This window comes from Marinitoga sp. 1155, from assembly GCF_001021175.1.
Classification (GTDB): domain Bacteria; phylum Thermotogota; class Thermotogae; order Petrotogales; family Petrotogaceae; genus Marinitoga.
Genome location: NZ_AZAX01000011.1, coordinates 43,095 through 58,787, shown reverse-complemented (window position 1 = coordinate 58,787; position 15,693 = coordinate 43,095). Strand labels below are relative to the sequence as shown.

Sequence of the window (15,693 nt, the reverse complement as noted above, 5' to 3'; positions counted from 1 at the left end):
AATATTTTAATAATAGGAGGTGTAGGTGTGGGAACAAATAAGGTTTTGGGTTTATTTGCGTTAACGATGATTGTTATTGGTTCTATGATTGGAGCTGGAATTTTTAATTCACCTGCTGATTTAGGTAGTGTGGCAAATCCAGGAGCTATTTTAATTGGTTGGTTGATAACTGGTTTTGGGGTATTTTCGCTTGCTATGGTTTTTCAGTTTTTGTCTTATAAAAAGCCGGAGCTTGAGGGTGGAATTTATTCTTACGCCAAAGAGCAATTTGGTGAATTTGTAGGATTTAACTCTGCATGGGGATATTGGTGGTCAGCATTACTGGGAAATATAGCTTTTTTTGCTGTTATAATGAAAATATTAAGTGGATACTTTCCGATTTTAGAAGAGAATAAACTTATTGCTTTGATTTTTTCAAGTATTATTTTATGGGTATATCATTTCTTAATTGTAAGTGGAATAAGAACTGCTGGAGTTACAAATGCGATTTTAACTATTTTAAAATTAATACCATTGTTTTTAGTAGCAATACTTTCAATATTTGCTTTTAATCCTGACCTTGTAAAAGATATATTCTTTTCAACAAAATTAGCAGCAACAGGAGAGACTTCTTCAATATTTAGTCAAATAAATAATAGTTTTGGTACTATGTTATGGGCATTTATTGGGATTGAAGGTGCAGTTGTATTATCCAATAAGGCAAAATCACAAAAAGATGTTGGTAAGGCTACTGTAATAGGATTTCTTATTACTTTAGTAATATATATATCTGTTTCAGTATTTACAATGGGAGTTGTTCCTCCAGCTGAATTAGTAAATTCAACATCACCACTTGGAACTGTTTTAAGTAAAATAATGGGTAAAACTGGTCAATATATACTTGATTTTGGATTCTTATTCTCAGTATTTGGTGCATTATTAAGCTGGTTGTTATTGACTGCTGAAATTCCATATATCGCTTCAGTTAAAGATAATGTATTTCCAAAAAGATTTGCTGAACAAAATGAGCACGCAACACCTGTTTTTTCCTTAACTATAACCAATATAATCACTCAAATATTCTTGTTATCTTTGTTGTCAGATACACTTCAAAATGTATATAATACTATATTTTATATAGCAACTACGACAATATTATTGCCCTATTTATTTTCAGCAATTTTTGGAGTTAAAGTGGCAAGTGAAGAACAAAGTGGATTATATAAATTTTTTGGTTGGATTGCGGTTATTTATACAGCATGGGTAATATATGCGGTTGGGTGGATATATATTATTACAGCATTGGTAATTTACTCATTTGGTATATTTGCTTATCCTATAGCAAAACGCGAAAAAGGAGAGAGTTTAACTGGCACTCAAAAAATAATTTATTCTATTATGTGGATAATTTCTATTGTTGTTATAATTTTGGTTGTAACTGGAAAATTAACTGTTTAAAAAACACCCCGTTATGGGGTGTTTTTTTGAATATGAGTTATTTTATCCATAATGTTTCATAAGGTAATACTTCAATAATTAAATGTCCTGATTCAGCATTAATCAACTTGTTTGATAATAAATCTTTTGGTTTTTCTGAATAAATATTTTTGACATTTATAACGAATTTTTCATTTGATACATTTGTTATGACAAGTATCCTTTCATTTTCATATTCTCTGATGAAAGAAAAAATTCTATTGTCTAAAAACAAAATTTTCTGATTTCCTTTTGGGTTAAACGCTTTTTGATTAATTCTTATTGACAGCATATTTTTCATGGAGTTAAATATTTTATATCTGAATGATTTTTTATCAGTCAGTTCATTTTCAAGAGTATCAAAATTTAGTTTTTCTCTATTTATACTTCTATTTATACCACTGATTTTAACACCTTCATAGTAATTTCTTGACCCCAATAGACTATGTATGTATATTCCAGGAACACCTTTCAATGAAGAAGCTATAGCATATGCAGAAACAAATTTTCTAATATTTAATTCCATATCCTCACTTTCTTCATATAATGCATCAAAGTAATTTATATTTAATTCATATGGTGATTTGGAACCATCGGGATTACTTTTATATGAGACTAATCCATTATTTTTTAAAGTATGAGTTACCAAGTAATCTATTTCTTCATCTTTTAATATACCTTTTGCTGGCATTAAGCCTATTCCATCATGTGAAGCCAAAAAATTAAAAAATGTAGTTTTATCGCTTGGTGTTTCCAGTTTATCCGCCCAATGGGAAATATAATATGCATTTTTTGATAAAAAAGAGTGTAAAACAAGGGGGGGTAATGAAAAATTATAAACCATTTGAGCTTCATTATATCCATTTCCAAAATACGAAATATTTTCTTTATGTGGAACGTTGGTCTCTGTTATTAAAATTACATTTTTAGCTGTAAGGTTGAGAATATCCCTGAATAGTTGAATCATTTTATGTGTTTGTTCTAGATGAATACATGATGTTCCGATTTCTTTCCACAAATATCCTATAGCGTCTAATCTTATTAATTTAGCCCCTCTTTTAGCATAAAAGAGTAATATTTCAACAATTTCTAAAAATACATCTTTTGACTTATAATTTAGATCGATTTGATCTTCACTAAATGTAGTCCATATATGCTTTTTTCCATTAGCTGTATCATATATATGTAGCAAAGGCAAAGCTCTAGGTCTTGTTACAATTTTTAGCTCTTCAACAGGAGTTTGTTCAATAAAATAGTCTTTGTATTTTTGATTTCCTTTTAAATATTCTTTAAACCATGCACTTTCTTTAGAAATATGATTTATAACAGCATCAAACATTAAATTATAATCTTTAGATAAAGATTCAATATCTTTCCATGTACCCAAATTTGGATTAACCATTTTGTAATCTATTACAGAAAATCCATCATCGGAAGAATACGGGAAAAACGGGAGAATATGAACTGTATTTATAATACCCTTTACGTGTTTGTTCAAAAAATTATGGAGGGTTTGAAGCGATTTTTCTCCTTTTTTTTGTATGGAGTCGCCATAAGTTATTAAAATAATATCCTTTTCTGTTAAATTAATATCTTCATCTGAAATTTTGTATTTTTTAATTAAATCCATTAATTTAATATAAATTTCGTTAGCTTCATCATGATACAAAAATTTTAGTTTATCTAGAATTTCTTGAGACATATTAAACACCTCGATTTAGAATTTCTTTGGTTTTATAACGTTTTTTAATTTATTAAAATGTTCATCATTGAATTTTTTTGAAACAACTATATTATATAGTAATTCAACGATATACATTTCTCCAATTCTGTCATGTGTAAACTCATTTTCTGAAGGATCACTTGGTGTTGTATAAATAACATCATGAACTACAGTGCTTAGTGGAGAGGCAACGCCGGATGTTATTGCAACTGTATAAGCTCCAGCATCTTTAGCAATTTGAGTGGATTTGAAAACATCTCTTATATATCCTGAATGACTGATAGAAATAACCATGTCATTATTGGTTAGGTTTGCACCAACAATAACCTGCATATGAGGGTCAGAATATGCAGTTGCAGCTAAACCAAGAGCAGCAAATTTCAAAGAACTATCCAGCGCAACAGGGAATGATCTACCAACAGCAAAGAAGATTAATTTTTTTGAGTTTAGAATCTTATCAGCCACTTTTTCAAGTAAAGTTTTGTTTAGATTTTTATATACAGTATTTAAGCTATTACAGATTTTATTATGGAATTCTGAAAATAAATCTTTTTTATCATTAATGTTTATAGATGGCTCTGATAATTCTTTTGCAAGTGCAATTTTAAAGTTTTGATATCCTGTAAAACCTAATTTTTTTATTACTCTATATACGGTAGTTTCGCTAACTTCAGACCAATTGGCTAATTCTGTTATGCTGTAATGAATAACATCTGGAGCCCTTTCTATAATATAATCTGCAACTTTTTTTTCTCTTTTAGTCAGAGAATTATATATTCCTTTTATCTTGTTAATTATCATAAAATCACCTCTCGATTTGAGGGTTTACTCTTTTACGCCCCCTGCGGTTAATCCACCTGTCAAATATTTTTCCATCATCATAAACATTACCACTACTGGAACTGCAGTAACAACAGATGCAGCCATCATTTTTGCCCATATGGCGTGTTCTGAATTGAAAATTTCATTTAATCCCAGAGGTAATGTATAAAATTCTGGGAATGGTCTTACAAAGATGGAAGCAAACAAAAATTCATTCCATGCTATCATAAAAGCGTAAATATATACAGTAATAATTGCAGGCAAAGATAGAGGAATAATTATTTTTGTAATAACTCCCATTCTTGTTGAACCATCTATAATAGCAGCTTCCTCGATTGATCTGGGAATGGTTCTAAAATAATTTCCAAGCATATACAGAGAAACCGGTATAGTTTGAACAATGTATATAACAAATAACGCAAAAGCAGATGATAGTCCAGAAGAAGTTAGACCTATTTTAACAAAGATTTGATAAAGTGGGACTGCTAATATTGTACCACCAAAAAGATAAACAATCAATACACCTCTTTGAATAGTTCCTCTACCTTTAAAGTCTATTCTACTAAAAGCATAGGCGCCAAATACGGAAAGTATTAAGCTCACCAGAGCACTTAATCCAGCTAGTACTAAACTGTTTCTAAAAAAACGTAAAAATGGGAAAGACTCTTTTTTTCTTTGCGCTTCAATTTGAGCTAAAACAGTTTCCTGCTGTTCCTTAGGCAGGGTTTTAATTATTTCCAGTAATTGTTGTTGTTCGTTGCTTAATTCTTCCCGTAATGATTTTTTAAATCCTAAAAGAATTGCATATGTATCTAGTGTAGGTCTTTCTGGGATTATTCCAGGTTCAAACGCATCGGTATCATGTCTGAAAGAAACAGAAACCATCCAGACAAAGGGATAAGTTATAAAAATTACCAGGATTATTATTGAAAACCAGAAACCTAAAAACTTTAAAAGGTTTTTTCTTTTTACCATTTTAACACCTTCTTTACATATAAACCAATCAATGAGATCATGATGATAAATAATATAGTTGCAATTGCAGCAGCAACTCCTTGCTCAGGAATACCAGAAAAGGCTTTTTCGTAAATATATATTGGCAAAGTATTAGCGAATTTAGACATAAGATATACTTCGTCAAATTTATAAAAATTCCATATTCCTCTCAATAGAGCAACAGAAGCGATAACAAAATATAATTCTGGTAATGTAATATAAAGGAATTTCTGCCAATCGCTTGCTCCATCAATTTCTGCTGCTTCATAATAGTCCGATGGAATAGATTGTAATCTTGAAAGAAGCATTAAATAAACAAAAGGGAAATTACGCCATATATTAAAAATAGAAACAACCCAGAAAGCGTTATTGGGATTATTTACAAAATCATTTCCAGGATTCATTCCGAAATTAGCTAAAAATTGCATTAATGGTCCGTCTATAGGAAGAAATATATATTTCCATGCAAAGACTATAGCAATTAAAGGAGTAACATAAGGTAATAATATTAAAGCTCTTACTATATTTCTTCCTGGAAACTCTCTATTCATAAGTAAAGCCACACCTAAACCAACCAAGATGCTTCCAATAACGGTTGTTAAAGTAAATAGAATAGTAATTCCAAAAGATTTCCAGAATGAACTGTCAAATAATATTTCTTTATAATTTTGCAGTCCAACAAATTTATTTGGAGTATCAGAAATAGATACCTCGAAAAAACTTAAATATATATTATAAAATACAGGATATAGTATTAATAAAGAAATCAAAATAACTGTTGGCAATACCAATTTCCAACCAAATCTCGCATCTTTTTCGCGTAAAGATAAAACCGCCATCTTTGAACCTCCTTTTTAAAAAAAGGGGGAATACTTCCCCCTTTTATGAAAAAGACTTAAAATATTAAATGATACTAAATTATTTACCCAGAACTTTTTCTGCTTCTTTTTGAGCCCACATTGCAGTTTGTTGTGGTGTCCAATCATTAGCAAACATATAATTAATAGCCTTACCTATAACGAAATTAGCGCTTAATTTACTCATATCTGTTATAACTTTTCCATTTATAAATTCAAATCTTTCTACAGAATCAAGTGCAGCAACAATTTCTGCGATTTTTGCTTTTCCGTATCTTTCTAATACAGGATTATCTAAGAAAGCATCACTTTCTGCAATAGATTTTCTTGTAGGATTCATTCCACCTGGTGCCATATGTACCCAGTAAACATAATTTTTATCTGACATTAAGAATTTAATAAATTTTTCAACTTCATCTTTATTTGCATTTTTTGTTATTCCAAGAGCAACAACCTGTCCATAAGATGTAGGTCTTGTATTTATCATCTTATTTGCGAATCCAGTATTTTTAACCAATTGTGGATTGAATTTGTTTATTCTTCCTTTTTGAACTTCTTCAACTGCAATATCATCCATAATATATGTTGAATAGAATATCATGGCAGTTTCTCCATTTAAATAACCTTTTAATGCATCTAAAACTGTTGTAAAACCAGGTTTTGAATATTTACCTAATTCTTTGTAGAAACGAAATGCTTCGATCATTTCAGGAGTATTAAATGTTATATTTCCATTTTCATCAATAGGTCTTGCACCATTTGCCAGTGCAACTTCCGTAAATACCTGTTCGGCATAAGCATCTGCTTTTTTAGGTAAAATAATACCATATACTCCTTTTTTAGGATTGTTTAAAACTTTTGCAGCTAAGGCTATATTATACCAGGTTATAGGATCCCCCAGATCTTGTGAATCGAACATATCTTTCCTATACCATATTCCCTGTACCCAGGCTGTAAAAGGAATTGCATAATATTTTCCTTTTCCATTACTCAATAATCTTGCAGCACCATTATAAATATCACCAAGGTCACTGATGATTTTTGTTGATAAATCTTCATCCAGAAAATTTTGAGACCCCAATAAAATCATTGGTTCAATTCCAGCTTCTAATACATCAGGTAAAGTTCCTGCATTTTTTGCAATAGGTATTTGCTTTAATAAATCATTTTCTTCTACAGGAACAACTTCTACATCAATACCCGTTTGAGCTTTAAAAATAGTTGCTAAAGCTCTGATTCTTTGCATTCTGTTTGATTCAACTTCAGTTGTCCAGAATGTGATTTTTGCAAAAATAGAAGTAACCAACAATACGGCTAACATTAATACAATAATCTTTTTCATGCCAATACCCCCTTATGAAGAATTCTTTTTTTAAAAAAATAATTAAAAAGAAAATTTTCTTTTTAATTATACAATAAAAAAAATTTTTTATCAATCGAAAAAAAAGCGGTTAATAATGATAAGAATAAATTTAAGCAGATTAAAGTCTATTAATGAAATATTTCTAAATTTTTTAAAATAAAAAAAGGTATATAATAAATTTATGGTATAATTATTTTGAAAAATTAAATCAAAGGGGGAATTAAAGTGGAATTATTAAATCCAAAAAATGCTCCGAAAGCTGTTGGTCCATATTCTACTGCTGTAAAGAGCAATGGCTTTATTTTTGTATCAGGTCAATTACCTATTATTCCAGAGACTGATGAATTTATACAGAGAGATATAAAAAAAGCCACCAGAGTTATATTAACTAATATAAAAAATATTCTGGAAGAAACTGGAAGTAGTCTTAATAAAGTGGTTAAGGTGAATGCATATATGACAGATTTATCGAAGTTTAATGAATTTAATGAAGTTTATGCTGAAATTTTTGAGGGGCATAAACCAGCAAGAGCAGCTGTTCAGGTTGCTGCTTTGCCAAAAGGTGCAGATATAGAAATAGAAGTTATAGCAGAAGAATAGTCAAACGGATATCCGTTTGACTATTAATTTTATGACGGGTATATAAATTTTTGAGCAGCATTATGACTAATATTATTTATTTACTCTGTTTTCAGCAGCTATTATGCCTTTTTCGGTTTTTTCTATTAGTTTTTTTAAATCTAAATTAGTTTTTGAAGTTAATTGATTATACATATATCCTATTGCTTGCATATCGATTTTAGCATAAAATAAAGGAGAGCCTTCTTTTTCGCTTCTATTTCTTAGCAAATAACTGGGGTGAAATGTTGGAAAAATATATATTCCTCCATACCATTCTTTAAATCGGCCTCTATGTTTTGTTATTGGAACAACCTGCTTTAAAAAATAATTTAATGCTGTTGATCCCAAAGCTACAATTATTTTAGGTTTTATTACTTCTATTTGGGCGATTAAAAAATGACTGCATTTTTCCATCTCGTCGGTTGTTGGAACCCGATTTTTTGGAGGGCGACATTTTACAACGTTGGTAATATAAAATTGCTCTCTAGGCACTTTTGCAATATCCTTTAATAATTTATCCAGTAAATTTCCAGCTCTTCCAACAAAAGGTCTTCCCTGTAGATCTTCATTTGCACCAGGGCCTTCTCCAATAAGCATAATTGGAGAATTTTCATTTCCTTCACCAATTACAACATTTGTTCTTGATAAACTTAATGAACAATTATTGCAGTTTTTTATTCTTTCATTTATTAATTCTAAGTTTTCTGATTTTATCATAAGTACACCACCACCTTAGAAAATGTTTATGTCTACACCTTTTTCTTCTGTATATCCAAAAGATTTTTCTGGTATATCTGTAATAAAAAATTTTAATTCAAAACTTTTTAAAGAAAACTGTGGAAGCATTTTTACATCTCCTTTAAAATAGATTGACCAACATATTATTCGTTTGTTTATTTCAAATTGGGTAAAGTTCCAGACATTATTTTTAATATCATAAATGAAAGATATTTTTGCCCAATTATATTTTGATGATGTGTCATATCCTATACCTGTTTTTAAATATTCATTTTCAATATCATAATCAAGATTTATAGTAAGTGATTTTTCGGCCTTGTTTGATTTGTATTTTAAATCATAATGTATATTTTTGTATTGATTAAAGAAATTTATGTTTCCTTCGTATTTTCCACCATATGAATCATATAATAAATATTTTGTTTTTATTTCCGGTATAGTTTCTTTAAAGGTTTCTTTTTTAAAATAATAATCATAATTTATCTGGATTTTATTTTTGCCAAATGTTAATTCATCTTTATTTTTTATCATGATTATAGGATTTTCAATATCTTTATGATTATAACTAAATTGATAGTAGTGTTTTAATAAAGATACTTTAATATATCCATTAAAATTTGTATTTATGAACTCAAATGATTCTTTTTCAAGTGAAGTTTTAGTATTGTTTTCGATATTAATATACTCATATTTAAAAGTATATTTTGTTGTAAAAAAATGATTTAAAAATTGATCTTCAGGATTTTTTTGCATAAAATCAAAAGTTCTATTATATCTTAAATCAAAATAATTTTTTGTTTTAAAAAAATTTAGTTTAAATTCTATTCCCATAAAATCTGTAAGCTTATTTGTGTGAGTTGCTGGGTTTGATACCCACTTTGGCTCGTTTACTAAAACTCTATAATATTGATAATCTGAAATACCGTATTGAAATATAAAAAGTTTGGATTTAAAGTTTGATTTTATGCCATAGGAGAAATAATTATATATATTATTTGGATATTTATTTTTAAATGCAAACTTTAATTCTGGGGTTATTGTACTGTCAAAATAAAAAAGACCTTTATTATATTGCAAAGGTTTATATTTATCTGTGATATCGTTTTTTATATATATGTTATAGTTTTTCAATATATCTTTTTGGAAATAGCTAGAATAAGTAATTTTTATTGTGTTTTTTTTATTTTTCTGGTATATTTTTGAATCAAAGGATGTGTTTATTGAAACGTTTTTTTCTTTCCATGCTTCAAATATTTTGGTAGCGGGACCTGTGATTTTTATTTTTGTTGTGTTTAATTTAAAAAAAGTTTTTTTATATTTTTTTGATAAGGAAGGAGTTGTGAGATTTAAAAAATTAATATTTGATATTTCTCTATTTTTCCATGATAAAGACGATGAAATTGAGAATTTTCCTAAATTAGTTTCAATATTCTTGAAATTGATAGATAATTTATCGGAGTTATACAAAAAATTATGAGATAATATAGCTGAAAAATCAAGTTTTTTTAATTTGTTGGATAAAGTAAAATTAAGATCCGAAAAGGCATTATTTTTAATACTATTTGATATAGCTAATGTTCCTAAAACAAAAGGTATTTTATAATTATAACTGAGGCTTTGCGAAATTGTATTTTTCTTAACATTTCTTGCATATTCCTGTGAAAAAGAGAGTTCTGAACCATTTTGAAATGTATGGTTTATCTTTATAGAAATATTCACAGTATCTTCTTTAAAAGCAAAAGCAGCAATAAAAGGAGCTTCTTTTTCTCCAGATAAACTCTGGAAATAAAATGGAAAATAAAAGACAGGAATTCCAAAAAATTCTAAAGTTACATCCCTGGCAACTAAAAATTGTTCAGGATATATTGTTACATGAGAGGCTTTAAAATAATAAGTTACACATTCTTTACAGGTTGTGATTTTAACTTTTTTTGAGAAAATAACGTTTTCATCCGTTTTTTTTTCAGAGAGTTCTGACCAAACCCTTATTTTAACATTTTTCTTTTTTTTATTTTTAAATGATTCTATGGAATAGGTATTATTTAATACAACATCTTTACTTTCAAAATTAACAGTCATTGCAGAAGCTTCAATTGTTTTTTTATCATATATATATATAACTTTTCCATATAAATTGGCTTTTATTATTTTATTCTCATCACTTAATATGCCATATCCTTTTTCAGCTTTTATTATAGAATCTTTGTAATTTATTGTGGTACTACCTTCAAAGGTAATTCTCGTTCCTTCAATGCTAATATTAGATGAGTCTATATATACTTTTTCTGAAAATCCATATGAACTTAAAAATATTAATATTATTATTGTTCCAAAAATCCTTTTTAAAGGTTCTATCAATTTATATGCAACCCTTGTGTCTAAAAGTATAAATAACGTAATACCAACAATACCAAAAAATATATTTGGCAGCCATGGCGCAAGATAAGGATTTAATATTTTCTCTTTTCCTAATGCGCTTAGCCAGGCACCTGAACCTTGATAAAAAACAACAAGAACAAATGTGGATATTACACTCCAGGATTTGCTTTTAAGATTTATAAAAAGCGAAAGAGCTACACCTAACAGAGCTATAACAATTGGCGCAATTGAATTAGAAAATTTTTCTTGATATCCAACTATCAATGCAGAAGCATCGCCACCTAATTTTTGAGTAATTTCAATTTTATGTTTTAATTCATTAGTTGTCATATCATTAGGGCTTTTTGAAAATCTGAGATATTCTTCAACGTTTTTTGATATGTCTAATTCCAATTTTTTAAATGTAATATCCAGTTTTAGCAATCCATCATCTGTGAGTCTGAAAATTCTTCCATTTTCCATATACCATTTATCTTTATCTTTAAATGCTTTTTCTGCATGGAATACTGTAGTTTTAGCATAATCTATTTCATATAATAAAAGCCCGTATAATGTTCCTGAATCTTTGTCAATTTTTCTAACATAAAGATATTTTTTGTTTTTTTCCACTTCAACAAATTTATTCATTTCAATATTTGCTTCAACGTTTTTATATACATATTTTGAAATGGCTTCTTTTGCTTTCATATTTGATTTTGGAACAATTGTATCATAAAGTGAAAAAGTTATAATTGATAGGATAGAAGCCAAAAAAAGAAAAGGAATAACAATTCTTTTTGAAGGTATCCCCAATGATTGTAAAGCAATTATTTCATTATCATTTGAAAGTCTTGATAATACCCAGAATATAGAAAAAAGTATTCCAACAGGAATACCCATAACCAAAAAGTAAGGTATATGATATGCAATTAAGATAAAAAGTTTATCAATTCCAACTTTATTTCTAACGATTATATCTGAAAGTTGATAAAGTAATTCAACACTTACAAAAATAATGAATCCAATTAATCCCATAAAGAAAGGGGATGTAAATTCTTTTGATATATATTTTATTAATTTTATCATAAATTATTCCCCCAAAGAATAAAAAATATCAAACCCTTCTTTACTGCATTTGTACCTATCTCCAGTAAGAATAAATATTGAATATTCTGCAATATTTGTTGTTAAGTCAGAAAACTTTTCTAAATTTGATAATATTTCTATATTAGCCATAATAGATCTAAAATTGTCTTTTCGTACCTTCCCCATAAGGTTTCTCTTAAATGCATTATATAGAGCATCAACTTCTGTATCTGTTTTACAAATCATTTTAGCTAATTCAATAGATTCTCTTGTAATATGAGTGTTCTTGTTTTCAACGATATTGGAAAATAATTTTAAAGATTCACCTAACATATTTTGTGATATATCGAATAAATCTTCAAATTGATAAGGATTTATAGAATTTGGGTAGGATAACAAATCCAGATTATTTTTAGCCATAATTTCGCATAAATCAGCCATGCTTTCGAGAATTCCAATTATCTTATTTCCTAAAAAAACAACTTTAAAGTAAGTTCCATATAAATTATTTATTGCTAATATTTCCATTGATTTATATTCAAGGCGTGCCTCGATGAAATCAACTCTCATATCCTGTTTGATTATCTCTTCAGATAGGGATGCATTTTTTTCAAAAAATGCATCTTTGAATTTTAAAAACATTCCTTGAACAAGTCTTCCCATTTTTAATATTTCATTGTGAAAAGAAATAACTTCTTTTTGAGTTTTTTCAGATAATAATTCTATCATATAATTCTCCTTCCAAAACCCAATTTATTATTTAATACCTTAAAAAAAGAATAATCATTTTTTTGGGCAAGAGTTACTTTTTTTTCTGATGAAGAAACAACAACAGCCATACCGGCTTCTATTCTGTGCACAATATCGCCGTCGACAGTAACATAAGCATTTCCAGCATCAATATGATGTATAATAATTTCAATATAATTATCTGGAGAAATTACCAGAGGTCGAATATTTAATGAATGGGAAGCAAGTGGATTTATGGTTATCAGGTTTAATGTTGGTTCTATAATAGGTCCTCCCATAGATAAAGCATAACCTGTAGAACCAGTTGGAGTTGATAAAATCACACCATCTCCAGAATAGTTTAAAACACTTTCTCCTTTTATCAGTATTTCAATGTCAACAGTTCCAATTGGTTGACTTTTTTGAATTGTAATATCGTTTAAAGATATAAGTTTTTTTCCACCAACATAACATTCCAGCAAATATCTATCTGAATAGTGTAAATTATTAGAAGATATATCTTTAGCAGCCTGTTCTATTTCTGTACTATCATAGGCTGTTAAAAATCCTAATGTACCTAAATTAATACCAATAATAGGTACTGAATTTTCTGCCGATAGCTCTGCTACTCTCAATACTGTTCCATCTCCACCTAAAACAATAAATATATCAGCCTGTTGATATAAAGAATTATCAGCTAATGCAGAGCCAGCAGGCATAATTTTTAAGATTTCAATATCATTATTATGAAATATATCAAAGAATTGTTCTTGAATATCATCTTTTCGAGCTTTTAATGGATTAAAAAATAGAATAGATTTCACAAAATATCACCTCAATATTCTGGCAAGATCAAATAATGTTGTGACCAAGAAATTGTCTAATAAAATTAGCAATAATATGGCAGCAAACGGAGTAAAATCAAACATTCCAAAGGTTAGATTTAAATATCTTCTAATAGGTCTTTCTATAATTTCTGACATTGAATCAAAAAATTGCCTTATAGGATGATGATAATTAAATGATATAAAGCTAAATAATGCTGAGATAATTATTGAAATTTCAAAAAAGTTTATAACTATTCTTAAAACAACAGCTAATGCATAAAATAGATTGCCAAATATGAACAAAGTTATCAACCTCCTGTATTGTAATTTCTTTTTCCAAATATAAGAGAACCTATTCTTAACATAGTAGAGCCGCATTCAATAGCAATAGTATAATCATTGCTCATTCCCATTGATAATTCTTTTAAATCAGGAAAATTTTTTGTAAAAGAATCCCTTAAATTTTTTAATTCGCAAAAAACACTTTTTATAGTATCATGATCATCAGTATAAGGGGCCATTGTCATTAAACCAACTACTTTAACATTTTCATATTTTTTTGCTTGTTTTAAAAATTCATTTAATTCATTAGGTTTAATTCCGCCTTTTGTTTCTTCACCGGAAATATTTACTTCTATTAATATTTTTTGAATTTTGTTATATTTTTTTGCAGTTTTATCTATTTCTTTTATTTCTTTTTCTCTATAAACAGAATGAATATATTCTGAAATTGGTACAATATATTTAATCTTATTTGTTTGAATTCTACCGATAAAGTGCCATCTAATGTTATAATTTTTTAATTCTGCGGCTTTATTTCTTAATTCCTGAGCCTTATTTTCTGCAAAATCTTTAATACCTGTTTCATATGCTTTTTTTATATAATGAATGGGAAAAGTTTTCGAAACTGCTATTAGTCTAATATTTTCAAAATTTCTATTGAATTTACTAGAGTGTTCTTTAATATTAGTTTTTATGGTTTTTAAATTGTCAATAATAAATTCCATATTACTTCCCCCATAATGAATATAATTTTTTATTTGAAGAAAAACCAAGATGTTTTAAAGCTTTTTCTGTTATCATTCTTCCGCGATGTGTTCTTACCAGAAATCCCTTTTGAAGCAAATATGGTTCATATACTTCGCTAATACTATCGCTTTCAATACCAAGAGAAGCAGCTAGAGCTTTTAAACCAACAGGGCCTCCATTGTAGAAATTTATTATAGTTTTCAATATTCTTCTATCCATATCATCCAGACCTTCATTATCTATTTCAAGTAATGTCATTGTTTTTTCAACAGAATTTATATCTATAATACCGTTATTATTTATCTGTGCATAGTCACGAACTCTTTTTAATAATCTATTTGCAATTCTGGGGGTTCCTCTTGAACGCATGGCTATAAGCAAGGCAGCGTCTTTTTCTATTTTCACATTTAATAATTTTGCGCTTCTTATTATTATACTTTTTAGTTCCTCTGGAGGATAAAAATTCATTTCCATTATTATTCCAAATCTACTTCGCAATGGTGCTGCAATTAATCCTGTTCTTGTAGTTGCACCAATTAAAGTAAAATGATTAAGATCAATTCTTATCGATCTGGCTCCAGGACCTTTTCCGATGACAATATCCAGTTGAAAATCTTCCATAGCAGAATATAAAATTTCTTCGACTGATCTATTTATTCTATGTATTTCATCTATAAATAGGACATCGCCATTTTGTAAATTTGTTAAAATAGCAGCCAGATCACCAGCTCTTTCCAGAACTGGTCCACTTGTTATTTGTATATTGGCTCCCATTTCATTTGCTATAACATTTGCTAATGTGGTTTTACCAAGACCCGGAGGTCCAGCCAGCAAAATATGATCAAGAGGTTCTTTTCTCTCTTTTGCTGCATTAATAGTAATTTTTAATTTTTCTTTAACTTTTTCCTGACCTATATATTCTTTTAAATATTGTGGCCTGAGGTTTATTATAGTATTTTCTTCATTTTTTTCTGCTGGATCCAATATTCTATCATCCATAAATTCCCTCCGATTATAAATGCTTCTTATAAGTTACTCTATTATAAGTCTCATATTATTATAACATACATTTATTTTAAAATCATAATA

The 15,693-nt window shown here is 28.3% G+C and carries 14 protein-coding genes; 2 read left to right on the top strand and 12 right to left on the bottom strand.

The annotated features are described in order from the left end of the window. Positions 1-27 precede the first annotated feature (27 nt). Entirely contained in the window at positions 28-1,437 is a 1,410-nt protein-coding gene (locus X274_RS04470; RefSeq protein WP_047265612.1) for a basic amino acid/polyamine antiporter, read from the top strand. A 37-nt stretch (positions 1,438-1,474) separates the two neighbouring features. On the opposite strand, the gene X274_RS04465 is transcribed toward X274_RS04470, so the two are convergent. The 5 genes from X274_RS04465 to X274_RS04445 all read right to left on the bottom strand — a co-directional run bounded on the left by X274_RS04465 (position 1,475) and on the right by X274_RS04445 (position 7,195). Then, on the bottom strand, positions 1,475-3,157 hold the full coding sequence (locus X274_RS04465; protein WP_047265611.1) for an alpha-amylase family glycosyl hydrolase: 1,683 nt from the start codon (positions 3,155-3,157) through the stop codon (positions 1,475-1,477). A 15-nt stretch (positions 3,158-3,172) separates the two neighbouring features. Then, positions 3,173-3,979: a MurR/RpiR family transcriptional regulator gene (locus X274_RS04460; RefSeq protein WP_047265610.1), complete on the bottom strand. Its 807-nt coding sequence runs from the start codon at positions 3,977-3,979 to the stop codon at positions 3,173-3,175. Between the two features lie 24 nt (positions 3,980-4,003). Then, the gene (locus X274_RS04455; protein WP_047265609.1) at positions 4,004-4,975 is read right to left on the bottom strand and encodes a carbohydrate ABC transporter permease; all 972 of its coding nucleotides are present in this window, start codon (positions 4,973-4,975) and stop codon (positions 4,004-4,006) included. Next, positions 4,969-5,835 carry a carbohydrate ABC transporter permease gene (locus tag X274_RS04450; RefSeq protein ID WP_047265608.1) on the bottom strand — a complete coding sequence of 289 codons (867 nt, stop codon included), beginning with the start codon at positions 5,833-5,835 and terminating at the stop codon, positions 4,969-4,971. Before X274_RS04450 ends, X274_RS04455 begins: the two co-directional genes overlap by 7 nt. A gap of 79 nt (positions 5,836-5,914) precedes the next feature. Continuing rightward, complete coding sequence (locus X274_RS04445; protein ID WP_047265607.1) at positions 5,915-7,195, bottom strand: ABC transporter substrate-binding protein; 1,281 nt, start codon at positions 7,193-7,195, stop codon at positions 5,915-5,917. Positions 7,196-7,441: 246 nt separating this feature from the next. Between X274_RS04445 and X274_RS04440 the strand changes: the two genes are divergently transcribed. After that, positions 7,442-7,816 (top strand): Rid family detoxifying hydrolase, encoded by a 375-nt coding sequence (locus X274_RS04440; RefSeq protein WP_047265606.1) that lies wholly within the window; start codon positions 7,442-7,444, stop codon positions 7,814-7,816. A 72-nt stretch (positions 7,817-7,888) separates the two neighbouring features. On the opposite strand, the gene X274_RS04435 is transcribed toward X274_RS04440, so the two are convergent. The 7 genes from X274_RS04435 to ruvB are packed head-to-tail and all read right to left on the bottom strand — an operon-like array spanning position 7,889 to position 15,603. Then, positions 7,889-8,554: a uracil-DNA glycosylase gene (locus X274_RS04435; protein ID WP_047265605.1), complete on the bottom strand. Its 666-nt coding sequence runs from the start codon at positions 8,552-8,554 to the stop codon at positions 7,889-7,891. 15 nt (positions 8,555-8,569) lie between these two features. Then, positions 8,570-12,019, bottom strand: coding sequence for a YjgP/YjgQ family permease (locus X274_RS04430; RefSeq protein WP_047265604.1), 3,450 nt, complete (start codon positions 12,017-12,019; stop codon positions 8,570-8,572). Between the two features lie 3 nt (positions 12,020-12,022). Then, the gene (locus X274_RS04425; RefSeq protein WP_047265603.1) at positions 12,023-12,748 is read right to left on the bottom strand and encodes a phosphate signaling complex PhoU family protein; all 726 of its coding nucleotides are present in this window, start codon (positions 12,746-12,748) and stop codon (positions 12,023-12,025) included. After that, positions 12,745-13,572, bottom strand: coding sequence for an NAD(+)/NADH kinase (locus tag X274_RS04420; protein WP_047265602.1), 828 nt, complete (start codon positions 13,570-13,572; stop codon positions 12,745-12,747). Before X274_RS04420 ends, X274_RS04425 begins: the two co-directional genes overlap by 4 nt. 6 nt (positions 13,573-13,578) lie before the next feature. Next, entirely contained in the window at positions 13,579-13,878 is a 300-nt protein-coding gene (locus X274_RS04415; protein ID WP_047265601.1) for a YggT family protein, read from the bottom strand. Positions 13,879-13,883: 5 nt separating this feature from the next. Next, entirely contained in the window at positions 13,884-14,582 is a 699-nt protein-coding gene (locus tag X274_RS04410; protein ID WP_047265600.1) for a YggS family pyridoxal phosphate-dependent enzyme, read from the bottom strand. Between the two features lies 1 nt (position 14,583). Next, positions 14,584-15,603: a Holliday junction branch migration DNA helicase RuvB gene (ruvB, locus tag X274_RS04405; protein ID WP_047265599.1), complete on the bottom strand. Its 1,020-nt coding sequence runs from the start codon at positions 15,601-15,603 to the stop codon at positions 14,584-14,586. Positions 15,604-15,693 lie beyond the last annotated feature (90 nt).

Excerpts from the sequence above, each read along its gene's own strand:
- X274_RS04465 (WP_047265611.1), bottom strand. The coding sequence starts at position 3,157 with ATGTCTCAAGAAATTCTAGATAAACTAAAATTTTTGTATCATGATGAA.
- X274_RS04460 (WP_047265610.1), bottom strand. The coding sequence starts at position 3,979 with ATGATAATTAACAAGATAAAAGGAATATATAATTCTCTGACTAAAAGA.
- X274_RS04455 (WP_047265609.1), bottom strand. The coding sequence starts at position 4,975 with ATGGTAAAAAGAAAAAACCTTTTAAAGTTTTTAGGTTTCTGGTTTTCA.
- X274_RS04450 (WP_047265608.1), bottom strand. The coding sequence starts at position 5,835 with ATGGCGGTTTTATCTTTACGCGAAAAAGATGCGAGATTTGGTTGGAAA.
- X274_RS04445 (WP_047265607.1), bottom strand. The coding sequence starts at position 7,195 with ATGAAAAAGATTATTGTATTAATGTTAGCCGTATTGTTGGTTACTTCT.
- X274_RS04435 (WP_047265605.1), bottom strand. The coding sequence starts at position 8,554 with ATGATAAAATCAGAAAACTTAGAATTAATAAATGAAAGAATAAAAAAC.
- X274_RS04430 (WP_047265604.1), bottom strand. The coding sequence starts at position 12,019 with ATGATAAAATTAATAAAATATATATCAAAAGAATTTACATCCCCTTTC.
- X274_RS04425 (WP_047265603.1), bottom strand. The coding sequence starts at position 12,748 with ATGATAGAATTATTATCTGAAAAAACTCAAAAAGAAGTTATTTCTTTT.
- X274_RS04410 (WP_047265600.1), bottom strand. The coding sequence starts at position 14,582 with ATGGAATTTATTATTGACAATTTAAAAACCATAAAAACTAATATTAAA.
- ruvB (WP_047265599.1), bottom strand. The coding sequence starts at position 15,603 with ATGGATGATAGAATATTGGATCCAGCAGAAAAAAATGAAGAAAATACT.